Here is a 22,769-nt window from a genome sequence, read left to right on the forward strand (position 1 = left end):
TTTTATAAGAGCCAGATCAAAAGATCGCAGCCTGCGACAGCTCCTACAGATCGTCATTCATTCCAGCCAGGAGCGGCCATGTCTTTAGCGGTGATTCAAATGGTCAGCCAGAGTGACGTGCTGGCCAATCTGGCCCAAGCCCGGCGCTTGCTTGAGCAGGCGGCGGCCGGTGGCGCGAGGCTGGCGGTGCTGCCGGAAAACTTCGCCGCCATGGGCCGTCGCGACATCGCCGATATCGGCCGCGCTGAAGCCCTTGGCGAAGGACCGATCCTGCCATGGTTGAAACAGGCCGCCCGCGACCTCAAGTTATGGATAGTGGCCGGCACATTGCCGTTGCCGCCGGTTGATCAGCCCGCGGGCAAATCGCACGCGTGTTCGCTGCTGGTCGACGATCAGGGCGAAACCGTTGCACGGTATGACAAGTTGCATCTGTTTGATGTGGATGTAGCGGACAATCGAGGCCGTTACCGCGAATCCGATGACTATGCTTATGGCAGTGGTGTGGTGGTTGCGGATACACCGGTCGGTAAAGTGGGTCTGACCGTGTGTTACGACCTGCGCTTTCCGGAGCTGTATAGCGAATTGCGCGCTGCCGGTGCCGAGTTGATTACCGCGCCATCGGCCTTTACCGCTGTGACCGGCGCGGCACATTGGGATGTATTGATCCGCGCGCGGGCCATCGAGACACAGTGTTATGTGCTGGCGGCTGCGCAGGGCGGAACCCATCCGGGGCCGCGAGAAACCTTTGGGCATGCGGCGATTGTCGACCCATGGGGCCGTGTGCTGGCTAGTCAGGATCAAGGCGAAGCGGTGTTGCTGGCCGAACGCGACAGCAATGAACAAGCGTCCATCAGGGCGCGGATGCCGGTGACGAGTCATCGGCGGTTTTTCTCGCAGGGCGCACAGCGACCTGCTTCAGAACATGAATTTAAGGCCTAAACCATGAGCGAGTTGTTGTCCTCAGTCAGTGATCACCTTTTGGCGCCCGGCGGCGTGACGATCGAGAGCTTGCAAAGCGTTCTCGGCGATCTGGCGGGCCCTGGCATCGATGCTGCCGACCTGTATTTCCAGGGCCAGATCTCCGAGTCCTGGGCGCTGGAAGACGGCATCGTCAAGGAAGGCAGTTTCAATCTCGACCAAGGTGTCGGTGTGCGTGCGCAGTCCGGTGAAAAAACCGGTTTCGCCTACAGCAACGCGATCACCCTTGAAGCCCTGGGCGCTGCGGCGCGTGCGGCCCGTTCGATCTCCCGTGCCGGGCAGAACGGCACGGTGCAGGCGTTCACCACTCAGGACGTCGCCCAGTTGTATGCGCCGGACAATCCGCTGGAAGTGTTGAGCCGTGCCGAGAAAGTCGAACTGCTCAAGCGCATCGACGTCGCCACGCGCGCGCTCGATCCGCGAATTCAGCAAGTCAGCGTAAGCATGGCCGGGGTCTGGGAACGCATTCTTGTGGCCTCCACCGACGGCGGTCTGGCGGCGGATGTGCGGCCGCTGGTGCGTTTCAATGTCAGCGTTATCGTTGAGCAGAACGGCCGTCGCGAGCGCGGCGGCCATGGCGGCGGCGGGCGTACCGACTACCGTTATTTCCTCGCTGAAGACCGCGCCATGGGTTATGCCCGTGAAGCGCTGCGTCAGGCGCTGGTGAACCTGGAAGCGATTCCGGCACCGGCCGGGACGCTGCCGGTGGTGCTGGGTTCGGGCTGGTCCGGTGTGCTGCTGCACGAAGCGGTTGGCCACGGTCTGGAAGGCGACTTCAACCGTAAGGGCAGCTCCGCCTACAGCGGTCGTATGGGCGAAATGGTTGCTTCCAAGCTCTGCACCATCGTCGATGACGGCACCTTGAGCGGCCGTCGCGGCTCGCTGAGCGTCGACGACGAAGGCACCCCGACCGAGTGCACCACGCTGATCGAAAACGGCGTGCTCAAGGGCTACATGCAGGACAAGCTCAACGCGCGCCTGATGGGCGTGGCCCGTACCGGCAACGGTCGTCGTGAATCCTACGCGCACCTGCCGATGCCGCGGATGACCAACACCTACATGCTGGGCGGCGAAAGCGATCCGGCGGAAATCATCGCCTCGGTGAAGAAAGGCATCTATTGCGCCAACCTCGGCGGTGGCCAGGTCGACATTACCAGCGGCAAATTTGTGTTCTCCACCAGCGAGGCGTATCTGATCGAAGACGGCAAGATCACCGCGCCGGTCAAGGGCGCGACGTTGATCGGCAACGGCCCCGAGGCGATGAGCCGGGTGTCGATGGTCGGTAACGATCTTTCGCTCGATAGCGGTGTGGGGACGTGCGGCAAGGATGGGCAGTCGGTACCCGTGGGTGTTGGCCAGCCGACGCTGAAAATCGATGCGATCACCGTGGGTGGCACGGGCGCATAAATAGATGCGTGTAGGCGCTGCCGAAGGCTGTGATCTTTTGATTTTTAATCGCAAAGATCGCAGCCTTCGGCAACTCCTACCGGGTGCAAGGCAGGGCGAATATCAACGCAGACCGCGTTGAGTCTCGTCCAGCTCACGGATGTACTTGAAGATTTTACGGCTTGAGGCCGGCGCTTTGTTTTGCGCAACCTCATGCTGAGCCTGACGGATCAGGGAACGCAGTTGCTGGCGATCGGCGTCCGGGTATTCCAGGACGAATTTCTCCAGCACGGCATCATCACCGGCGATAAGGCGGTCACGCCAGCGTTCGAGATTGTGGAAACGCTCGTTGTACTGACGAGTGGAGGCATCGAGTTGATCGAGCAAAATGAGGATCGCGTCAGTGTCCTGATCGCGCATCAGTTTGCCGATGAACTGCAAATGCCGTTTCCGCGCGATATTCGCGGTGTGCTTCGGCGCATCGGCCAAGGCACGGCGCATCGCGTCGGTCAGTGGCAGTTTTGCCACCAAGTCAGGCTTGAGTGTTGTAAGGCGCTCGCCAAGGTCAACCAGAGCATGCAGCTCGCGTTTGACCTGAGATTTGCTTTTTTCTCCCGTATCGAGGGAGTCGTCGTAAGAATCAACCATGGTGGCAGTCCGCAAAGAAACGCCGCCATGATAACCAGTCGGGGGCCGCTTGTCCGGCCCGGTCGCTCGATGGCCCCAGCCGAAAGCAGAATTTGAGTGGAGATGAGCATGAGTGCAGTTCAAAGCGTCGGCCCGCAGGCATTGCCGGCACTGCAGGAACAAGTCGAGCAGATCATCGCCGAAGCCAAGCGCCAGGGCGCCAGTGCCTGCGAAGTCGCGGTGTCGCTGGAGCAGGGCCTGTCGACATCAGTGCGTCAGCGCGAGGTCGAAACAGTCGAATTCAACCGCGATCAGGGCTTTGGCATCACTTTGTATGTCGGCCAGCGCAAAGGCTCTGCCAGCACGTCCGCCACTGGCCCTGACGCGATTCGCGAGACGGTGGCTGCCGCACTGGCGATCGCCAAGCACACGTCCGAGGATGAAGCCTCTGGCTTGGCCGATGCGGCGTTGATGGCCAGGGATCAGCAGGATTTCGACTTGTTCCACGAATGGGACATCACCCCGGAACAGGCCATCGAGAAAGCGTTGCTCTGTGAAGCGGCTGCTTTCGATGCCGATGCGCGGATCAAAAACGCCGACGGCACCACACTCAGCACCCACCAGGGCTGCCGCGTGTATGGCAACAGCCACGGTTTCATCGGTGGCTATGCGTCGACACGGCACAGCCTGAGCTGCGTGATGATCGCCGAGGCCGATGGCCAGATGCAGCGCGATTACTGGTACGACGTGAGTCGTCAGGGCGAGTTGCTGGCCGACCCGGTCAGCATCGGCCAACGTGCCGCGCAAAGAGCGGCGGGCCGCTTGGGCGCGCGTCCGGTGCCGACCTGTGAAGTGCCGGTGCTGTTTTCCGCCGAACTGGCGGGCGGGTTGTTCGGCAGCTTCCTTTCGGCGGTTTCCGGCGGCAGCCTGTATCGAAAATCGTCGTTCCTGGAAGGCACGCTGGGCCAGAAACTGTTTCCCGAGTGGCTGACCATCGATGAACGTCCTCACTTGATGCGTGCCATGGGCAGCGCTTCTTACGACGGAGATGGCTTGGCGACCTACGCCAAACCGTTCGTCGAGAAAGGCGAGTTGGTGTCGTACATCCTCGGTACTTACTCCGGCCGTAAACTCGGCATGCCGAGCACCGCCAACGCTGGCGGCGTGCACAACCTGTTCGTCACCCATGGCGACGAAGACCAGGCTGCATTGCTGCGACGCATGGGCCGTGGGTTGTTGGTCACCGAGTTGATGGGCCATGGCTTGAACATGGTGACCGGCGACTATTCGCGCGGGGCGGCGGGTTTTTGGGTGGAGAACGGCGAAATTCAGTTCGCGGTGCAGGAAGTGACCATCGCCGGCAACATGCGCGACATGTTCAAGCAAATCGTTGCCGTGGGTAATGATCTGGAACTGCGCAGCAACATCCGCACAGGCTCGGTGTTGATCGAGCGAATGACGGTGGCGGGCAGCTAAACCTCCACCCGGTACACAAAAAGGCGCGCCACCCGATCGGGTGGCGCGCCTTTTTTATGCCTGCTTTTGTAGGAGCTGCCGCAGGCTGCGATCCTTTGATCTTGTTTCTAAAAACCAAAATCAAAAGATCGCATCCTGCGGCAGCTCCTACAAAGAGCGCTCTTGTGTTGGTTCTCATTATCATCTAATAATAAATCTCATTATCGAATGAGCCCGGGATCATGAGTTCTGCCTTGCACGAGCAGCCGTACCTCGAAAGCTGGCGCTGGATGAGTCGTCAGATCCGATGCGCGATGGATCCTGACGAACCGCGCCTGATCGAACATTACCTGGCCGAGGGCCGGTATCTGTCTTGTTGCACGGCGACCTCGCCGTGGACTGTCGCTGAAACTTCCTTCCGATTGCTGCTCGACACGGCCACCGACATCGCGTTGCCGTGGCACTGGCGCAGCCTCTGTCTCGATCAGGCCTGGCGCCCCTTGCGTGAAATGGAGCGCCTGTCGTTGTGCAAATGCCGGCTCAAACGCTGGCAACGCTACACCTGGCAACTGGCGACCTGCGAGTTGCAACCCTCGATTCCTCTTATTGAACTGGTGCAAGGATTTACTGATGACCAAGACTCGTATTGAGCGCGACAGCATGGGCGAATTGCAGGTGCCGGTGGACGCTCTCTACGGCGCGCAAACCCAGCGCGCAGTGGATAACTTCCCGATCAGTGGCAAACCGATGCCGACGCAATTCATCCGCGCATTGATCCTGGCCAAAGCCGCCGCGGCCCGGGCCAACGTCGAACTCAACCAGATCAGCGCCGCTCAGGGCAAAGCCATCAGCGACGCGGCCCAAGGCTTGCTTGAAGGCGATTTCATGCTGCATTTTCCGGTGGATATCTTCCAGACCGGCTCCGGCACCAGCTCCAACATGAACGCCAACGAGGTGATCGCGACCCTGGCCAGTCGCCTGCTCGGCGAGCCGGTCAATGCCAACGATCACGTCAACTGCGGCCAGAGCAGCAACGACATCATCCCGACCACCATCCACGTCAGTGCTGCGCTGGCCCTGCACGAACAATTGCTGCCGGCGCTGCTGCATCTGGTGCAGGTCATCGAGCACAAAGCCGAGCAAGTGCATCACCACGTCAAAACCGGTCGTACGCATTTGATGGATGCGATGCCGGTGCGTATGAGCCAGGTGCTCAACGGCTGGGCGCAGCAACTGAAGGCCAACATCGGTCATTTGCAAGACTTGCTGCCCAGCCTGCAATCCCTCGCGCAGGGCGGGACGGCGGTCGGTACCGGGATCAACGCGCATCCGGAATTCGCTGCGCGGTTCAGCCGTCAACTGAGCCAGTTGACCCATGTGCAGTTCACCCAAGGCAAAGACCTGTTCGCGCTGATCGGCTCGCAAGACACCGCCGTTGCGGTCTCCGGGCAGCTCAAGGCCATCGCTGTGTCGCTGATGAAAATCGCCAACGACCTGCGCTGGATGAACTCCGGTCCCTTGGCCGGTCTCGGCGAAATTGAGCTTGAGGCGCTGCAACCGGGGTCGTCGATCATGCCGGGCAAGGTCAACCCGGTGATCCCGGAAGCGACCGCCATGGTCGCCGCCCAAGTGATCGGCAACGACTCGGTGATCACCATCGCCGGCCAATCGGGCAATTTCGAGTTGAACGTGATGCTGCCAATCATTGCCCAGAACCTGTTGAGCAGCATCGAGCTGCTGGCCAACTCCAGTCGCCTGCTGGGTGACAAAGCCATCGCCAGCTTCAAGGTCAACGAGTCGCGGCTCAAGGAAGCGCTGTCGCGCAACCCGATTCTGGTCACCGCACTCAACCCGATCATCGGTTACCAGAAAGCCGCCGAAATCGCCAAGCAGGCCTACAAACAGGGTCGCCCGGTGATCGACGTCGCGCTGGAGCACACCGACCTGTCGCGCAGTCAGCTGGAAGAGTTACTCAACCCCGAGAAACTCACCGCTGGCGGCGTGTAATCCCCGCAACCGCTTTGGAGGCTCACCATGGAGCACTGGAAACGCACGATCGAACGGGCCAATCGCTGCTTCATGTTGGGCGAGCTGATCGACGCCCGTGAGGCTTACCTGCAAGCGCTGGCCCTGGCGCAAGTGTTGTTCGAACGCTGGGCCGATGCCGACGAAGCGGTGGCGGCCTGCGTCATCTCCCACCACAACCTGGCGGATCTGCACCTGCGCCTGAATCAGCCGGAGGAGAGCGCCGAATACCTTTGCGCAATCCATCAACGGCTGTTGCAGACGATGCAGGACGAACGTCAGCGCCTCGCGCTGCGTGAGGCGGCGCTGCGCCAGAGCAGCAAAACTTACGTCGAGCTGCTGAATTTCATCAGCGACCACGGCGAATACCCGCGTACCCAGCGTCTGTTGCACCCGGATACCGGCAATGCGCGCCGCGCACCAGCCCCACATCACCATGGAGTCCATTGAAATGGCTTTTACCTTGCCTGCCTTGCCTTATGCCTACGATGCCCTGGAGCCGCACATCGATGCGCAGACCATGGAAATCCACTACACCAAGCATCACCAGACCTACATCAATAACCTCAACGCTGCGGTGGAAGGCACTGAATACGCGGGATGGCCGGTGGAAAAACTGGTGGCCAGCGTTCAGCAGTTGCCGGAAAAACTTCGCGCTGCTGTTATCAATCAGGGCGGCGGCCACGCCAACCACTCGCTGTTCTGGGAAGTCATGGTGCCCAACGGTGGCGGCAAACCGGACGGTGTGCTGGCCAAGGCCATCGACGAACAGCTGGGTGGCCTCGACAGTTTCAAGGAAACATTCACCAAAGCTGCGCTGACGCGTTTCGGCAGTGGCTGGGCCTGGCTGAGCGTGACCCCGGAGAAAAAACTGGTCGTGGAAAGCAGCGGTAATCAGGACAGTCCGTTGATGAACGGTAATACGCCGATTCTCGGCCTCGACGTTTGGGAGCACGCCTACTACCTGCGCTACCAGAACCGTCGGCCGGAATACATCAACGCGTTCTACAACGTGATCAATTGGCCTGAAGTGGCTGCGCGCTATCAGGCTGCACTGGTTTAAGTCTCCTAAAAAAACAATTCAAGGCTGACTATGGGCACTGAAACACTGGCGGTCGGAAGCGGGCGTATGTTTCGTTACGCAGTGGGATCGCTCTTGCTGCTGGCGGGCATGACCTTGCTGGCAGCCCACGGACTGCAATGGCTGAATCTGGAACCGAGGCTGTCGCGGGCGTTGCAGGGTGGCGCAATCTGCGCGCTCGGCACCGCGCTCGGAGCGGTGCCGGTGCTGGTGATTCGGCGCATGCCTTTGGCGCTTAGCGATACATTACTGGGTTTCGGTGCCGGGGTGATGCTGGCGGCGACGGCGTTTTCGCTGATTGTCCCGGGCATTGCTGCCGCAGAGAGTCTGGGCCTGACACCGTGGGCGGCGAGTGGCCTGATCTGCTTTGGCATCATGCTCGGTGCGTTCGGCCTGTATCTGGTGGATCGCAAGGTGTCCGGTGCGTCACCGGAAATGCTCGTTGGCACCGTCGAGCATCCGGTGATTCCACCGCGGATCTGGTTGTTCGTGTTCGCCATCATTGCCCATAACATCCCTGAAGGTATGGCGGTCGGGGTATCGGCCGGCGGCGGCATGCCGGACGCGGACAGCCTGGCCATGGGCATCGCCTTGCAGGACGTACCGGAAGGACTGGTGATTGCGTTGGTATTGGCTGGAGCAGGAATGTCACGGGTCAAGGCGTTCTTGATCGGCGCGGCGTCAGGGCTGGTCGAACCGGTGTTTGCGCTGTTGTGTGCGTGGCTGGTCAGTCTGGCGCAGGTGCTGTTGCCGTTAGGCCTGGCGCTGGCGGCCGGGGCGATGTTGCTGGTGGTGACCCACGAAGTGATTCCGGAGTCGCGACGCAATGGTCATGACAAGCTGGCCAGCCTTGGTTTGCTGATCGGGTTTTGTCTGATGATGGTGATGGATACAGCGCTGGGTTGAAGATCAAAAGATCGCAGCCTGCGGCGGCTCCTACAGGAAACGCATTCCAATGCAGGAGCTGCCGCAGGCTGCGATCTTTTGATTTTGGCTGTCAGCCGCCTTCGTCGAAGTAGTTGTTGATCAACGCCACCAGCGCATCCAGCGCTTCCTGTTCCTGATGGCCTTCGGTACTCAGATAAATCTTTGTGCCCTTGCCAGCGGCCAACATCATCATTGCCATGATGCTTTTGCCATCAACCGTTGTTTCTGGTGTGCGGCCTACTCTGATCGTGCAGTCGGGATACTGACCGGCAACCCCGACAAACTTCGCCGACGCTCGGGCATGCAAACCCAGTTTGTTGATGATTTCGATTTCCAGAGCAGGCATCGCGGTGTGAATCCTTTAGGTGAGGTCGCGGTGGCGAACCTGGACGTTCTTCAGAGTTTTCTGCAGGGCCTGACCCAGGCGTTCGGTCAGGTAGACGGAGCGGTGGTGCCCGCCGGTGCAGCCAATGGCAACAGTAACGTAGGCGCGATTGCTCGCAGCGAAGCGGGGCAGCCATTTGTGCAGGTAGCTGAAAATGTCCTGGAACATTTCTTCAACCTCGGGCTGCGCTGCCAGGTATTCGGCCACCGGCTCATCGAGCCCCGATTGCGCACGCAGCTCTGGCTTCCAGTACGGATTCGGCAGGCAGCGCACGTCAAACACCAAGTCCGCATCCACCGGCATGCCGCGTTTGAAGCCAAATGACTCAACCAGAAATGCCGTGCCCGGTTCCGGCTGACTCAGCAAACGCAGCTTGATGGTGTCGCGCAACTGGTACAGGTTCAGATTGGTGGTATTGATCTTCAGATCGGCCAGATCGGCGATGGGTCCCAGCAGGGCTGTTTCATCCTGGATCGCCTCGGCCAGCGAACGATTGGCGTTGCTCAGCGGGTGGCGTCGACGGGTTTCCGAAAAACGCTTGAGCAGGGTTTCTTCGTCGGCATCCAGATACAACACATCGCACTGGATATGGCGGCTGCGCACTTCTTCAAGCAGTTCGGGAAAACGCGAGAGATGACTTGGCAGGTTGCGCGCATCGATCGACACCGCCACCAGCGGTTGCGCCAGTTCAGTGTGAATCAGCGCGCGCTCAGCCAGTTCCGGCAGCAAGCCTGCCGGCAGATTGTCGATGCAATAGTAACCGTTGTCCTCAAGAACATTGAGCGCGGTACTTTTACCCGAGCCGGAACGGCCACTGACGATGATCAAGCGCATGATTACTGCCCGCTCTGCTCGTCCACAACAACCTGGTACAAGGCTTCATTGCTTGAAGCGCTGCGCAGTTTATCGCGTACATCCTTGCGATCCAGCATGCTGGCGATCTGGCGGAGCAACTCCAGATGCGCATCGGTGGCAGCTTCGGGGACCAGCAGTACAAACAGCAGGTCAACCGGCGCACCATCAATGGCGTCGAAATCGATAGGGGCTTCAAGGTGCATCAGGGCACTGATCGGCGACTGGCAACCCTTGAGGCGACAGTGAGGAATGGCGATGCCGTTGCCAAAACCGGTAGAACCGAGTTTTTCACGGGCAATCAGAGCCTCGAAGACATCTTGCATCTCCAGATCCGGCACTTCACGGGCGATCAGGTTGGCAATCTGTTCGAGGGCTTTCTTTTTACTGCCGCCCGGCACGTTCACGAGGGAACGGCCGGGGGTCAGGATACTTTCAAGTCGGATCATGGGGTAGGGGGTTATCGACCGGTCGCGCCCTGGAGCAGGCTCTGGGTCTTTTCCTTATGCTTTTTGAGTTGTTTGTCCAGCTTGTCGGTCAAGGCGTCGATCGCGGCATACATATCGGTATGTTCTGCGTTGGCGACCACTTCACTGCCGGGTATATGCAAGGTGGCTTCGATTTTCTGCTTAAGCTTTTCGACGCACATCGTGACTTGCACGTTGGTGATCTTGTCGAAATGGCGCTCTAATCGTTGAAGTTTCTCATTGATGTAGTCGCGCAGAGGTTCGGTCACTTCCAGTTGGTGTCCACTGATGTTGACTTGCATACAGCTTCTCCTTCGTTGCCAGTGCATAAAGCGGCAGGCCGAAAAGCCTGCCACTGGAACGCTGTAACGTGGCTTACATCAACCGCTTGCGTTCGCTCGAAGGCGCGATCCCGAGGGATTCGCGGTACTTGGCGACGGTGCGGCGAGCCACCTGAATGCCTTGTGCCTCCAGTAAACCAGCGATCTTGCTGTCACTCAACGGCTTTTTCTGATTTTCCGCGGCAACCAGTTTTTTGATGATCGCGCGGATCGCCGTGGACGAGCATTCGCCGCCCTCGGAGGTGCTGACGTGGCTGGAGAAAAAGTATTTCAGTTCATAAATACCGCGCGGGGTATGCATGAATTTTTGCGTGGTCACCCGGGAAATGGTCGACTCGTGCATGCCGACCGCCTCGGCGATGTCATGCAGCACCAGCGGCTTCATGGCTTCGTCGCCATATTCCAGAAAGCCGCGCTGATGCTCGACGATCTGGGTGGCCACTTTCATCAGGGTTTCGTTGCGGCTTTGCAGGCTCTTGATGAACCAGCGGGCTTCCTGCAACTGATTGCGCATGAACGTATTGTCGGCGCTGGTATCGGCGCGACGCACAAAGCCTGCGTACTGAGCGTTGACGCGCAGACGAGGTACCGACTCCTGATTCAGCTCGACCAGCCAGCGTTCATTGTCCTTGCGCACAATGACGTCCGGAACGACGTATTCGGCTTCCGTCGATTCGATCTGCGAGCCCGGCCGTGGATTGAGGCTCTGTACCAGTTCGATAACCTGGCGCAGCTCATCCTCCTTGAGCTTCATGCGGCGCATCAACTGGCTGTAATCGCGGCTGCCGAGCAAGTCGATGTAATCGCTCACCAGACGTTTCGCTTCAGCCAGCCAAGGCGTCTTGGCCGATAGCTGGCGCAATTGCAGCAGCAGGCATTCGCTGAGATTGCGCGCGCCGATGCCGGCGGGTTCAAACTGCTGGATGCGGTGTAGAACGGCTTCGATCTCGTCCAGTTCGATGTCCAGTTCCGGATCAAACGCTTCGAGAATCTCGTCGAGGGTTTCGTCCAGGTAGCCCTGATTGTTGATGCAATCGATCAGGGTCACGGCGATCAGTCGATCGGTGTCGGACATCGGTGCGAGATTCAGTTGCCACAGCAGGTGGCTTTGCAGGCTTTCGCCCACTGAAGTGCGCGTGGTGAAGTCCCACTCGTCATCATCGCTGCTCGGCAGGCTGCTGGCGCTGGTCTGGTAGACGTCTTCCCAGGCGGTGTCGACCGGGAGCTCGTTGGGGATGCGCTCGCTCCAGTCGCCTTCCTCAAGGTTATCCACCGTCGGGGCGGTTTCCTGATAGGAGGGTTCCTGGATATCGGTGTTGGGCTTCTGTTCGGCGTTGTCAGCCAAGGGATCGGTGTTGTCGAAGTCTTCGCCTTCTTCCTGGCGTTCGAGCATCGGATTGGATTCCAGAGCCTCCTGAATTTCCTGTTGCAGGTCCAGGGTCGACAATTGGAGCAGACGGATAGCCTGTTGCAGCTGCGGTGTCATCGTCAGCTGCTGGCCCATTCTCAAGACTAGCGATGGTTTCATGGCAGGGGCTTAACACCTTATTCGCCGGCGCGATGCGCCATCCACTACAGGGCGCCGAAGCGCCAAACTTAAGCAAATTATATGCCTGAAACTGAAGTGTTTGCCTAGAGCGCTGTAACAATTAAAGCGTATTAAATCGTGCTTGAATCGATACAGCGCCCGGGCGGCTCACCGGGCACCTTTACGCTTACAGGCGGAACTCGTGGCCCAGATACACTTCCTTGACCAGATCGTTGGCCAGGATGGTAGCGGAGTCACCTTCGGCGATCAGCTGACCGTCGTTGACGATGTAAGCGGTTTCGCAGATATCCAGCGTCTCGCGCACGTTGTGGTCGGTGATCAGAACACCGATGCCCTTGGCTTTGAGATGGTGGATGATTTGCTTGATGTCGCCGACCGAAATCGGGTCGACACCGGCGAACGGTTCGTCGAGCAGGATGAATTTCGGCGCAGTCGCCAGCGCGCGGGCGATTTCCACCCGGCGGCGTTCACCACCGGACAGGCTCATGCCGAGGTTGTCGCGGATGTGGCTGATGTGGAACTCCTGCAGCAGGCTTTCCAGCTCCTTGCGACGACCGGCCTTGTCGAGTTCCTGACGGGTCTCGAGGATGGCCATGATGTTGTCGGCTACCGACAGTTTGCGGAAGATCGACGCTTCTTGCGGCAGATAGCCGATACCGGCCTTTGCACGACCGTGCATTGGCTGGTGGCTGACGTCCAGATCATCGATCAGTACGCGGCCCTGATCAGCCTGAACCAGACCGACGATCATGTAGAAGCAGGTGGTCTTGCCTGCACCGTTGGGGCCGAGCAGACCGACGATCTGACCGCTGTCGATCGACAGGCTGACGTCACGCACGACCTGGCGGCTTTTATAGGCCTTGGCCAGGTGCTGAGCTTTCAGAGTTGCCATTACTGGGTTTTCTCTTCGGTTTTCTTCTTCGGCTGGATCACCATGTCGATGCGCGGACGCGATTCGGTGACTTTGCTGCCGGTAGCGCGACCGGCGCTGGCCAGTTTCTTCACGGTGTCGTAGACGATTTTCTCGCCCTGGGTGGTGTTGTTGTCTTTATCGACAACCTTGGCCTTGTCGATCAGGACGACGCGATTTTGCGCGGCGTGGTACTGAATCGTCACGCCCCAGCCCTGAACTGGCTTGGTGTCGCCGGCAGTCTGCAGTTGTTCGAAGTAGGCGAGGTTGCCGACCGACGTCACAACGTCGATATCACCGGTCGAGGTGCGGGTGATGGTCACGGTGTTGCCTTTGACGATCATCGAGCCCTGAGTGATGATCACGTCACCTTTATAGGTAGCTACGCCGTTCTTGTCGTCCAGCTGGGCATCGTCGGCCTGAATGCGGATTGGCTGCTCTTGATCGTTCGGCAGAGCCCAGGCGCTCACGCTTCCCAGTGCTGCGCCCAGACTGAGCAAAATAGGGAGGGTTTTAACGAGCCTCATACTGTCCTCTTACGTTCGATTGCAGGTGTATCCTGCTTTCCTTCAGGTACGCTTTCATTCCTACGCCAGTCGATACACCGCCAGCGCCCTCGATTCTAACGGGTTGCTCGGTCTGCGCATATTCCCGCTGCGGGAACACTGTCATGCGAGTGGAAGTGATCAGCGTGTCACGTTTCTTTTCATCGGTGCGCTTGATGCGTACCGAATCGATCAATTCGACTTCGGTGCCGCCCGAATTCACTTCGCCGCGTTCGCTGGTCACGTGCCACGGGAAATCCGTTCCGCGGTACATGTTCAGGTCGGGCTTGGTGACCAGCGTGATGTCGGTCGCCTTGACGTGCTCGGCCTTGTCGGACGTCATTTCATACTGCACTTTGCCGTCCGGCAGGTATTGCACGGTATGCGTGTTGGTCGCATACCAGTCGATAGGATTTTCCACAGACGTGGTCGGAGGCTTGTCGAGGAAGCGTTCCGGGCTGATGTTCCAGTAGCCGACCGCTGCAAATAACGCAGCGATGCAGCCGAACAGCAGGAAGTTACGAAATTTTTTGCTGAACATGGTTTGGCTCACAGGTACGCGGCGTTGGCCGCATCGAGGCGGCCCTGGGCGCGCAGGATCAATTCGCAGAATTCGCGGGCAGCACCTTCACCACCTCGGGCGCGGGTAACGCCATGGGCGTGTTCGCGGACGAAATCAGCAGCGTTGGCGACGGCCATGCCCAGACCGACGCGGCGGATCACCGGCAGGTCAGGCAAATCGTCGCCCAGATAGGCGACTTGTTCATAGCTTAGGCCCAGTTGCTCAAGCAGGCCGTCCAGAACCACCAATTTGTCTTCGCGTCCCTGAAACAGGTGCGGGATGCCGAGGTTTTTTGCCCGGCGTTCGACCACTGGCGTCTTGCGACCGCTGATGATAGCGGTCTGCACGCCGGCGTTCATGAGCATTTTGATGCCTTGACCGTCGAGGGTGTTGAAGGTCTTGAATTCGCTACCGTCTTCAAGAAAGTACAGGCGTCCGTCAGTGAGGACGCCGTCGACGTCGAAAACCGCCAGTTTGATGGCTTTGCCGCGTTGCAGCAGATCGTCGCTCATTTACATCACTCCTGCGCGCAGCAGATCGGAGAGGTTGAAGGCGCCGACCGGGCGATCCTCCTCGTCGACAACTACCAGTGCGTTGATTCGGTGGTCTTCCATGATTTTCAGGGCTTCGGCGGCGAGCATCTCGGGCCGGGCGGTCTTGCCGTGGGCTGTCATCACCTGGTCGATGGTCGCACTGCGAATATCGATGCTGCGATCAAGGGTGCGGCGCAAATCGCCGTCGGTGAAGATCCCGGCGAGTTTGCCGTCGGCTTCCAGAATGGCGGTCATGCCCAGACCCTTGCGAGTCATTTCCATCAACGCATCCTTGAGCAACGTGCCGCGTTGCACCTGCGGCAACTCCTGCCCGGCGTGCATGACGTTTTCCACTTTCAGCAACAGGCGACGGCCAAGGGCGCCACCTGGATGGGAGAAGGCGAAATCTTCAGCGGTAAACCCGCGAGCTTCCAGCAATGCCACGGCCAGGGCGTCGCCCATGACTAGTGCTGCGGTGGTCGACGAGGTTGGCGCCAGGTTCAGCGGGCAGGCTTCGTGCTCGACGTGAACGTTGAGGTTCACTTCGGCGGCTTTGGCCAGCGGCGAGGCCGGATTGCCGGTGACGCTGATCAACTGGATGCCCAGACGCTTGATCAACGGCAGCAAGGTGACGATTTCGTTGGTCGAGCCGGAGTTTGAGAGGGCCAGGATCACGTCGTCGCGGGTGATCATGCCCATGTCGCCATGACTGGCTTCGGCTGGATGGACGAAAAAAGCCGGGGTGCCGGTGCTGGCCAGGGTCGCGGCGATCTTGTTGCCGACGTGCCCTGATTTGCCCATGCCGACCACGACCACACGGCCCTTGCTGGCCAGAATCATCTCGCAGGCGCGTACGAAATCGGCGTCGATATGGGGTAGCAAGCCTTGTACGGCTTCCACTTCGAGGCGAATGGTGCGTTGTGCCGATTGAATCAGGTCGCTGGATTGGCTCATGTCAGAAATCGTATAGCCCGATGAAAAGGCGGCGATTATAGCGGTTATGTAGCAAAGCCTCACGCAAGTTCGTCATGCTTTGTCATCCCGTGTTACCAAAACCCGGCAAAAGCGCCTCCGCACCTGTCATCTCGCTGAACACGGGGCGGTACAAGCGTTGGGCGCTTGGCCTTTGCAGTGATATAGTTCGCCGCCAGTTCGGCCTGCCCGGGACGTACGTGCTTTTTAACCAAAGCCAGGCGTCCGAGTGAGAGGCTGCATCGCAAGGAGTTTAGATGAGTGCCGATAACGCCTACGCGGTCGAGCTGAAGGGAGTCTCCTTCAAGCGCGGTGCGCGCAGCATTTTCAATAACGTCGATATTCGCATCCCGCGCGGCAAGGTCACCGGCATCATGGGACCTTCCGGGTGTGGCAAGACCACGCTGCTGCGGTTGATGGGGGCTCAGTTGCGCCCTGCCAGCGGCGAAGTCTGGGTCAACGGTCAGAACCTGCCTGCGCTGTCGCGCAGCGATCTGTTCGATGCGCGCAAGCACATGGGTGTGCTGTTTCAGAGCGGCGCGCTGTTTACCGATCTCGATGTCTTCGAGAACGTCGCTTTTCCCCTGCGCGTTCATACCGAGTTGCCGGAAGAAATGATCCGCGACATCGTCCTGCTCAAATTGCAGGCGGTCGGTTTGCGCGGTGCCATCGAGCTGATGCCCGATGAACTGTCCGGCGGCATGAAGCGTCGCGTGGCTCTGGCCCGTGCCATTGCACTGGATCCGCAGATCCTGTTTTACGACGAACCATTCGTCGGTCAGGACCCGATCGCCATGGGCGTATTGGTGCGTCTGATCCGTTTGCTCAATGATGCGCTGGGCATCACCAGTATCGTGGTGTCCCACGATCTGGCTGAAACCGCGAGCATTGCCGACTATATCTATGTAGTGGGTGATGGTCAGGTGCTGGGGCAGGGTACGCCGGACGAGTTGATGAACTCGGATGAGCCGCGTATCCGTCAGTTCATGTCCGGTAATCCTGATGGCCCGGTGCCGTACCATTTTCCAGCGACGGACTACCGCGCAGATCTTCTGGGGAAGCGCTGATGCGCAGAATTTCATTAATAGAACGCGTGCGCCGGTTCGGCGAAGCGGCGATCGACGCCATTGCGGTGTTCGGTCGGGCGACGCTGTTCCTGTTTCATGCTTTGGTTGGACGTGGCGGCATCAGCGGCGGATTTGGCCTGCTGGTCAAGCAACTGCATTCGGTCGGCGTCATGTCGCTGGTGATCATTGTGGTCTCCGGGGTTTTCATCGGCATGGTTCTGGCGTTGCAGGGGTTCAGCATCCTGTCGAGCTACGGATCGGAGCAGGCGGTAGGGCAGATGGTTGCGCTGACGCTGCTGCGTGAGCTCGGCCCGGTGGTGACCGCGCTGTTGTTTGCCGGGCGCGCCGGTTCGGCGTTGACCGCGGAAATCGGCAACATGAAGTCCACCGAACAGCTTTCCAGTCTGGAAATGATCGGTGTCGACCCGCTTAAATACATTATTGCCCCGCGACTGTGGGCCGGTTTCATTTCCCTGCCGGTGCTGGCAATGATTTTCAGCGTGGTGGGCATCTGGGGCGGTTCGTGGGTCGCTGTCGACTGGCTGGGTGTGTATGAAGGGTCTTACTGGTCGAACATGCAAAACAGTGTGACCTTCACCAGTGACGTGCTCAACGGCGTCATCAAAAGTATCGTTTTCGCCTTTGTCGTGACCTGGATCGCCGTATTCCAAGGCTATGACTGTGAGCCCACTTCCGAGGGGATCAGTCGTGCCACCACCAAGACCGTAGTGTTTGCCTCGCTGGCAGTACTGGGCCTGGACTTTATTCTGACCGCTTTGATGTTTGGAGATTTCTGATGCAAAACCGCACCCTGGAAATCGGTGTCGGCCTGTTCCTGCTGGCAGGGATCCTGGCTCTGTTGCTGCTTGCTTTGCGGGTCAGTGGGCTGTCTCCGACTTCGACCACCGAGACCTATAAACTTTATGCGTATTTCGACAATATCGCCGGTTTGACGGTCAGAGCCAAAGTGACCATGGCCGGTGTCACCATCGGCAAGGTCACTGCAATCGATCTGGATCGCGACAGCTTCACCGGTCGGGTGACCCTGCAAGTGGATAAAAAAGTCGACAATCTGCCGACTGACTCCACAGCGTCTATCCTGACCGCTGGCCTGCTGGGCGAGAAGTACATCGGTATCAGCGTAGGCGGGGAAGACACCGCTCTGAAGGATGGTGGAACCATTCACGACACGCAGTCGTCTCTGGTACTGGAAGACCTGATCGGTAAATTCCTGCTCAATACCGTTAGCAAAGACGCCAAATGAGGAGCTTTTGAATGATCTCTATCTTGCGACGCAGCCTGTTGGTGTTACTGGCGGCCCTGCCTTTGATGGGTAACGCCGTGGCTGCGACTTCGGCCCATGATCTGGTGCAGGACACAACCACCCGGTTGCTGGCCGATCTGGCTGCCAACAAAGAGAAATACAAGCAGGATCCGACCGATTTCTACGCGGCGCTCAACAGCATCGTCGGGCCGGTGGTGGATGCCGAAGGCATTTCCAAAAGCATCATGACGGTGAAGTATTCGCGCAAGGCCACTCCGGCGCAGATGCAAACCTTCCAGGAGAACTTCAAGAAGGGCTTGTTCCAGTTCTACGGCAACGCCTTGCTCGAGTACAACAATCAGGGCATTACCGTTGACCCTGCCAAGGATGAGTCGGGCGATCGCACCAGCGTCAACATGACCGTCAAGGGCAGCAGTGGCGCGGTCTATCCTGTTCAGTACACGCTGGAGAAGATCAACGGCGAGTGGAAACTGCGCAACGTGATCATCAACGGTATCAACATCGGCAAGCTGTTCCGTGATCAGTTCGCTGACGCGATGCAGCGCAATGGCAACAATCTGGACGCAACCATCAACGGTTGGGCCGGTGAAGTGGCCAAGGCCAAGGAAACCACCGAAAAAGCTGCCGAGAAGCCAGCGCAATGAATGAGGCCGCAGTTCGTATGAGTGATGTTGACGAGCTCTTGCTCAGCGGAGTGCTGGATTACCGCACCGGGCCTGATCTGCGCAAGGAAGGTCAGGCGCTGATCAAGTCCAGCAAGGCGTCTTCGCTGGTCATCGACTGCTCGGCCGTAAAGAAATCCAGCAGCGTCGGTTTGTCGTTGCTGCTGTGTTTCATGCGCGATGCACAGGCGGCCGGCAAGGCTGTCAGCATCCGCGCGATGCCCGAAGACATGCGCGAAATTGCTCAGGTCAGTGAACTGACCGAACTGTTGGCGCAACCCTGAACCCGCATCATTAAAGAAGCCCCCCGTCAGAGTCCTGCCATGCGGGGTTCGCAGGCGCGGGGCTTTTTTGTATGATGTCCGACCCGTGCGCACAGGGCGCCGATTGAGGTTGAGCATGCAGGCCGTAGAAGTGAAGAGCTTCCTAGAAGGAAAGCTGCCCGGAACGTTGGTAGAAGTTGAGGGCGAAGGCTGCAATTTCCAGCTGAACGTGATTAGCGATGAACTGGCGGCGTTGAGCCCGGTGAAGCGTCAGCAGCAGATCTATGCCCATTTGAACCCATGGATCACCGATGGCAGCATCCATGCGGTCACTATGAAATTTTTCAGCAGCGCGGCCTGGGCCGAGCGCACCTGAGCCTAAGGGCGTCGAGATTCTTATGGATAAATTGATTATTACCGGTGGCGCTCGTCTTGATGGCGAGATCCGCATTTCCGGGGCAAAGAACTCTGCCCTGCCGATCCTGGCCGCCACTTTGTTGTGCGATGGCCCGGTGACTGTGGCCAACCTGCCGCACCTGCACGACATCACCACCATGATCGAGCTGTTCGGTCGCATGGGCATCGAGCCGGTGATCGACGAGAAGCTCAGCGTCGAAATCGACCCGCGCACCATCAAGACCCTGATCGCCCCGTACGAACTGGTGAAAACCATGCGTGCGTCGATCCTGGTGCTTGGCCCGATGGTTGCCCGTTTCGGTGAAGCCGAAGTCGCACTGCCTGGCGGTTGCGCCATCGGTTCGCGTCCGGTTGACCTGCACATCCGTGGCCTCGAAGCCATGGGCGCAGTGATCGACGTCGAAGGCGGCTACATCAAGGCCAAGGCGCCTGAGGGCGGTCTGCGCGGTGCAAGCTTCTTCTTCGATACCGTCAGTGTGACCGGTACCGAAAACATCATGATGGCTGCTGCTCTGGCCAAGGGCCGTAGCGTGTTGCAGAACGCCGCCCGCGAGCCTGAAGTGGTTGACCTGGCGAACTTCCTCAACGCCATGGGCGCCAAGGTTTCCGGTGCCGGCACCGACACCATCACCATTGATGGCGTCGAGCGTCTGGGTTCGGCTTTCTACAAAGTCATGCCTGACCGTATCGAAACCGGCACCTATCTGGTCGCTGCTGCCGTGACCGGTGGCCGCGTCAAGGTCAAGGACACCGATCCGACCATCCTCGAAGCCGTTCTGGAAAAACTCCGTGAAGCCGGCGCAGAAATCACCTGCGGTGAAGACTGGATCGAGCTGAACATGCACGGCAAGCGTCCGAAAGCGGTCAACGTGCGCACTGCGCCGTACCCGGCGTTCCCGACTGACATGCAGGCGCAGTTCATCTCGCTCAACGCCATTGCCGAAGGCACTGGTGCGGTGATCGAGACGATCTTCGAAAACCGTTTCATGCACGTCTACGAACTGCACCGCATGGGCGCGCATATCCAGGTTGAAGGCAATACGGCCATCGTCACCGGCATCGAAAAACTCAAGGGCGCGCCAGTAATGGCGACCGACCTGCGTGCTTCGGCCAGCCTGGTGATCTCGGCGCTGGTTGCCGAAGGCGATACGCTGATCGACCGCATCTACCACATAGACCGCGGTTACGAGTGCATCGAAGAAAAACTGCAGATGCTGGGCGCCAAGATCCGTCGCGTTCCGGGCTGATAACTGCATGTGGACACAGGGACGTGTCCGTTGAATTCGTTTCGAATCGAGGTTTTCATCCGTGAAAACCTCGATGTGTGTCCGGCGCCGATTGCGACCGGACATGAGTACCTTGATAAGGACTGACGTTTCCCATGTTGACCATCGCACTGTCCAAGGGCCGCATCCTTGACGACACCCTGCCGCTTCTCGCTGAAGCGGGCATCGTGCCGACCGAGAATCCGGACAAGAGCCGCAAGCTGATCATCCCCACGACGCAGCCAGACGTACGCCTGCTGATCGTGCGCGCCACTGACGTGCCGACCTATGTCGAGCATGGCGCGGCCGACCTCGGCGTGGCCGGTAAAGACGTGTTGATGGAATACACCGGCCAGGGCTTGTACGAGCCACTGGACCTGCAAATTGCCCAGTGCAAACTGATGACCGCCGGCAAGATCGGCGCCGCCGAGCCAAAGGGCCGCCTGCGTGTGGCGACCAAGTTCGTCAACGTCGCCAAGCGTTACTACGCCGAGCAGGGCCGTCAGGTCGACATCATCAAGCTGTACGGTTCGATGGAACTGGCACCGCTGATTGGCCTGGCCGACAAGATCATTGACGTGGTCGACACCGGCAACACCCTGCGCGCCAACGGCCTGGAACCTCAGGAACTGATCGCCACGATCAGCTCGCGCCTGGTGGTCAACAAGGCTTCGATGAAAATGCAACACGCCCGTATCCAGGCGTTGATCGATACCCTGCGCAACGCAGTGGAATCGCGACACCGCGGCTGATTCACCTGCGCGACCTTGAGTCGCGCCCGTCTATCCGCCTCATAGCCAGAATCTCAGGTGCCCAAGCGGAAACGACTGCTAAGTTAGGGCGCCTGAGTTTTTGCCATTCCTATGAGGCTCTCGCTATGACCGCACCGACTGCAATTCGCCGACTCAACGCTGCTGACCCGGATTTCGCGCATCATCTGGATCATCTGCTGAGCTGGGAAAGTGTGTCTGACGACTCGGTCAATCAGCGCGTGCTGGACATCATCAAGGCTGTGCGCGAGCGTGGCGACGCGGCGCTGGTCGAGTTCACCAAGAAGTTCGACGGTCTCGACGTCGCCTCAATGGCTGACCTGATCCTGCCGCGCGAGCGCCTGGAACTGGCCCTGACCCGCATCACCGTAGCGCAGCGTGAAGCGCTGGAAAAAGCCGCGGCCCGCGTGCGCAGCTACCACGAAAAACAGAAACAGGATTCCTGGAGCTACACCGAGGCCGACGGCACGGTGCTGGGCCAGAAGGTCACGCCGCTGGATCGCGCGGGCCTCTACGTGCCGGGCGGCAAGGCGTCGTATCCGTCGTCGGTGTTGATGAACGCGATTCCGGCCAAGGTTGCCGGCGTGACCGAAGTGGTCATGGTCGTGCCGACCCCGCGGGGTGAAATCAACGAGTTGGTGCTCGCTGCCGCGTGCATTGCCGGCGTCGATCGGGTCTTCACCATCGGTGGCGCACAAGCCGTTGCCGCGCTGGCCTATGGCACCGAAAGCGTGCCGAAAGTGGATAAGGTCGTCGGCCCCGGCAATATCTATGTCGCCACCGCCAAGCGCCACGTTTTCGGTCAGGTTGGCATCGACATGATCGCCGGCCCTTCGGAAATCCTCGTTGTGTGCGATGGTCAGACCGACCCGGACTGGATCGCCATGGACCTGTTCTCCCAGGCCGAGCACGATGAAGACGCGCAAGCGATTCTGGTCAGCCCCGACGCCGAGTTCCTCGACAGGGTCGCCGCGAGCATCGACAAGCTGCTGCCGACCATGGATCGCGCAGCCATCATCGAAACTTCCATCAATGGCCGCGGTGCGTTGATTCACGTGCGTGACATGGCCCAGGCCATCGAAGTCGCCAACCGCATTGCGCCAGAACACCTTGAACTGTCGGTCGCCGACCCGCAGGCCTGGTTGCCGCAGATCCGCCACGCCGGTGCGATCTTCATGGGCCGCCACACCTCTGAAGCGCTGGGTGATTACTGCGCAGGCCCGAACCACGTGCTGCCGACTTCCGGCACCGCGCGTTTCTCTTCGCCGCTGGGTGTGTACGACTTCCAGAAGCGTTCCTCGATCATCTTCTGCTCCGAGGCCGGTGCTTCCGAACTGGGCAAGACTGCGTCCGTTCTGGCTCGTGGTGAATCGCTGAGCGCTCACGCACGTAGCGCCGAATACCGCATCAAAGACGAAGACTTTCTTCAAGGTCAGGGGAACTGA

At 59.3% G+C, this 22,769-nt stretch carries 28 protein-coding genes; 17 read left to right on the forward strand and 11 right to left on the reverse strand.

From position 1 onward, the window contains the following. The first annotated feature begins 78 nt into the window (after positions 1 to 78). A complete protein-coding gene (locus ICA16_RS20445) occupies positions 79 to 939 on the forward strand; it encodes a carbon-nitrogen hydrolase family protein (RefSeq protein ID WP_210701371.1) in 861 nt (286 codons plus the stop codon). Between the two features lie 3 nt (positions 940 to 942). Further along, positions 943 to 2,385, forward strand: a complete 1,443-nt coding sequence (tldD, locus tag ICA16_RS20450; RefSeq protein ID WP_042557655.1) for a metalloprotease TldD — start codon at positions 943 to 945, stop codon at positions 2,383 to 2,385. A 102-nt stretch (positions 2,386 to 2,487) separates the two neighbouring features. Here the strand turns inward: tldD and yjgA are convergent, their stop codons facing one another. Then, on the reverse strand, positions 2,488 to 3,012 hold the full coding sequence (gene yjgA / locus ICA16_RS20455; protein ID WP_042557656.1) for a ribosome biogenesis factor YjgA: 525 nt from the start codon (positions 3,010 to 3,012) through the stop codon (positions 2,488 to 2,490). Between the two features lie 108 nt (positions 3,013 to 3,120). Here yjgA and pmbA point away from each other — a divergent pair, with 108 nt between their 5' ends. From pmbA to ICA16_RS20485, 6 genes are all read left to right on the forward strand, one after another. Further along, on the forward strand, positions 3,121 to 4,467 hold the full coding sequence (gene pmbA / locus ICA16_RS20460; protein ID WP_042557657.1) for a metalloprotease PmbA: 1,347 nt from the start codon (positions 3,121 to 3,123) through the stop codon (positions 4,465 to 4,467). A gap of 221 nt (positions 4,468 to 4,688) precedes the next feature. After that, positions 4,689 to 5,096, forward strand: coding sequence for a FagA protein (locus ICA16_RS20465; protein WP_150604418.1), 408 nt, complete (start codon positions 4,689 to 4,691; stop codon positions 5,094 to 5,096). After that, positions 5,077 to 6,453 (forward strand): class II fumarate hydratase, encoded by a 1,377-nt coding sequence (locus tag ICA16_RS20470; protein ID WP_150617131.1) that lies wholly within the window; start codon positions 5,077 to 5,079, stop codon positions 6,451 to 6,453. The genes ICA16_RS20465 and ICA16_RS20470 overlap by 20 nt, the downstream gene beginning before the upstream one ends. 27 nt (positions 6,454 to 6,480) lie before the next feature. Continuing rightward, positions 6,481 to 6,921: a hypothetical protein gene (locus ICA16_RS20475; RefSeq protein WP_042557660.1), complete on the forward strand. Its 441-nt coding sequence runs from the start codon at positions 6,481 to 6,483 to the stop codon at positions 6,919 to 6,921. A 1-nt stretch (position 6,922) separates the two neighbouring features. Continuing rightward, the gene (locus ICA16_RS20480; protein WP_150617132.1) at positions 6,923 to 7,534 is read left to right on the forward strand and encodes a superoxide dismutase; all 612 of its coding nucleotides are present in this window, start codon (positions 6,923 to 6,925) and stop codon (positions 7,532 to 7,534) included. Between the two features lie 30 nt (positions 7,535 to 7,564). Then, positions 7,565 to 8,458, forward strand: coding sequence for a ZIP family metal transporter (locus ICA16_RS20485; RefSeq protein WP_150604415.1), 894 nt, complete (start codon positions 7,565 to 7,567; stop codon positions 8,456 to 8,458). Between the two features lie 91 nt (positions 8,459 to 8,549). On the opposite strand, the gene ICA16_RS20490 is transcribed toward ICA16_RS20485, so the two are convergent. The 10 genes from ICA16_RS20490 to ICA16_RS20535 form a co-directional block, all read right to left on the reverse strand. Beyond that, a complete protein-coding gene (locus tag ICA16_RS20490; RefSeq protein WP_008085079.1) occupies positions 8,550 to 8,825 on the reverse strand; it encodes an HPr family phosphocarrier protein in 276 nt (91 codons plus the stop codon). Between the two features lie 15 nt (positions 8,826 to 8,840). Further along, entirely contained in the window at positions 8,841 to 9,698 is an 858-nt protein-coding gene (gene rapZ, locus ICA16_RS20495) for an RNase adapter RapZ (protein WP_042557663.1), read from the reverse strand. A 2-nt stretch (positions 9,699 to 9,700) separates the two neighbouring features. Further along, a complete protein-coding gene (gene ptsN, locus ICA16_RS20500) occupies positions 9,701 to 10,165 on the reverse strand; it encodes a PTS IIA-like nitrogen regulatory protein PtsN (protein ID WP_042557664.1) in 465 nt (154 codons plus the stop codon). Positions 10,166 to 10,176: 11 nt separating this feature from the next. After that, entirely contained in the window at positions 10,177 to 10,485 is a 309-nt protein-coding gene (gene hpf / locus ICA16_RS20505; protein ID WP_047299778.1) for a ribosome hibernation-promoting factor, HPF/YfiA family, read from the reverse strand. A gap of 73 nt (positions 10,486 to 10,558) precedes the next feature. After that, positions 10,559 to 12,052, reverse strand: a complete 1,494-nt coding sequence (locus tag ICA16_RS20510; RefSeq protein ID WP_210554520.1) for an RNA polymerase factor sigma-54 — start codon at positions 12,050 to 12,052, stop codon at positions 10,559 to 10,561. Positions 12,053 to 12,239: 187 nt separating this feature from the next. After that, positions 12,240 to 12,965, reverse strand: a complete 726-nt coding sequence (gene lptB / locus ICA16_RS20515; RefSeq protein WP_007953572.1) for an LPS export ABC transporter ATP-binding protein — start codon at positions 12,963 to 12,965, stop codon at positions 12,240 to 12,242. Beyond that, positions 12,965 to 13,510 carry a lipopolysaccharide transport periplasmic protein LptA gene (gene lptA, locus ICA16_RS20520; protein ID WP_150604410.1) on the reverse strand — a complete coding sequence of 182 codons (546 nt, stop codon included), beginning with the start codon at positions 13,508 to 13,510 and terminating at the stop codon, positions 12,965 to 12,967. Before lptA ends, lptB begins: the two co-directional genes overlap by 1 nt. Next, positions 13,497 to 14,069 (reverse strand): LPS export ABC transporter periplasmic protein LptC, encoded by a 573-nt coding sequence (gene lptC / locus ICA16_RS20525; RefSeq protein WP_150604409.1) that lies wholly within the window; start codon positions 14,067 to 14,069, stop codon positions 13,497 to 13,499. Before lptC ends, lptA begins: the two co-directional genes overlap by 14 nt. Positions 14,070 to 14,077: 8 nt before the next feature. Continuing rightward, positions 14,078 to 14,602, reverse strand: coding sequence for a KdsC family phosphatase (locus tag ICA16_RS20530; RefSeq protein WP_150604408.1), 525 nt, complete (start codon positions 14,600 to 14,602; stop codon positions 14,078 to 14,080). Continuing rightward, a complete protein-coding gene (locus tag ICA16_RS20535; protein ID WP_150604407.1) occupies positions 14,603 to 15,577 on the reverse strand; it encodes a KpsF/GutQ family sugar-phosphate isomerase in 975 nt (324 codons plus the stop codon). It lies immediately after the preceding gene. Positions 15,578 to 15,852: 275 nt separating this feature from the next. Here ICA16_RS20535 and ICA16_RS20540 point away from each other — a divergent pair, with 275 nt between their 5' ends. The 9 genes from ICA16_RS20540 to hisD all read left to right on the forward strand — a co-directional run bounded on the left by ICA16_RS20540 (position 15,853) and on the right by hisD (position 22,769). Continuing rightward, positions 15,853 to 16,662, forward strand: a complete 810-nt coding sequence (locus ICA16_RS20540; RefSeq protein ID WP_150604406.1) for an ATP-binding cassette domain-containing protein — start codon at positions 15,853 to 15,855, stop codon at positions 16,660 to 16,662. After that, on the forward strand, positions 16,662 to 17,459 hold the full coding sequence (gene mlaE / locus ICA16_RS20545; RefSeq protein ID WP_042557673.1) for a lipid asymmetry maintenance ABC transporter permease subunit MlaE: 798 nt from the start codon (positions 16,662 to 16,664) through the stop codon (positions 17,457 to 17,459). Before ICA16_RS20540 ends, mlaE begins: the two co-directional genes overlap by 1 nt. Beyond that, the gene (gene mlaD / locus ICA16_RS20550) at positions 17,459 to 17,926 is read left to right on the forward strand and encodes an outer membrane lipid asymmetry maintenance protein MlaD (RefSeq protein WP_150595037.1); all 468 of its coding nucleotides are present in this window, start codon (positions 17,459 to 17,461) and stop codon (positions 17,924 to 17,926) included. The genes mlaE and mlaD overlap by 1 nt, the downstream gene beginning before the upstream one ends. A gap of 11 nt (positions 17,927 to 17,937) precedes the next feature. Then, entirely contained in the window at positions 17,938 to 18,591 is a 654-nt protein-coding gene (locus tag ICA16_RS20555; RefSeq protein WP_150604405.1) for an MlaC/ttg2D family ABC transporter substrate-binding protein, read from the forward strand. Next, entirely contained in the window at positions 18,588 to 18,893 is a 306-nt protein-coding gene (locus ICA16_RS20560; protein WP_042557676.1) for an STAS domain-containing protein, read from the forward strand. The genes ICA16_RS20555 and ICA16_RS20560 overlap by 4 nt, the downstream gene beginning before the upstream one ends. A gap of 115 nt (positions 18,894 to 19,008) precedes the next feature. Next, positions 19,009 to 19,248 (forward strand): BolA family protein, encoded by a 240-nt coding sequence (locus ICA16_RS20565; RefSeq protein WP_007912386.1) that lies wholly within the window; start codon positions 19,009 to 19,011, stop codon positions 19,246 to 19,248. 22 nt (positions 19,249 to 19,270) lie between these two features. Then, a complete protein-coding gene (murA, locus tag ICA16_RS20570) occupies positions 19,271 to 20,536 on the forward strand; it encodes a UDP-N-acetylglucosamine 1-carboxyvinyltransferase (protein WP_150604404.1) in 1,266 nt (421 codons plus the stop codon). 134 nt (positions 20,537 to 20,670) lie between these two features. Next, complete coding sequence (gene hisG / locus ICA16_RS20575; protein WP_008085048.1) at positions 20,671 to 21,306, forward strand: ATP phosphoribosyltransferase; 636 nt, start codon at positions 20,671 to 20,673, stop codon at positions 21,304 to 21,306. A 125-nt stretch (positions 21,307 to 21,431) separates the two neighbouring features. Beyond that, on the forward strand, positions 21,432 to 22,769 hold the full coding sequence (gene hisD, locus ICA16_RS20580) for a histidinol dehydrogenase (RefSeq protein ID WP_150604403.1): 1,338 nt from the start codon (positions 21,432 to 21,434) through the stop codon (positions 22,767 to 22,769).

This window comes from Pseudomonas anatoliensis, from assembly GCF_017976235.1.
In the GTDB taxonomy this organism is placed as follows: domain Bacteria; phylum Pseudomonadota; class Gammaproteobacteria; order Pseudomonadales; family Pseudomonadaceae; genus Aquipseudomonas; species Aquipseudomonas anatoliensis.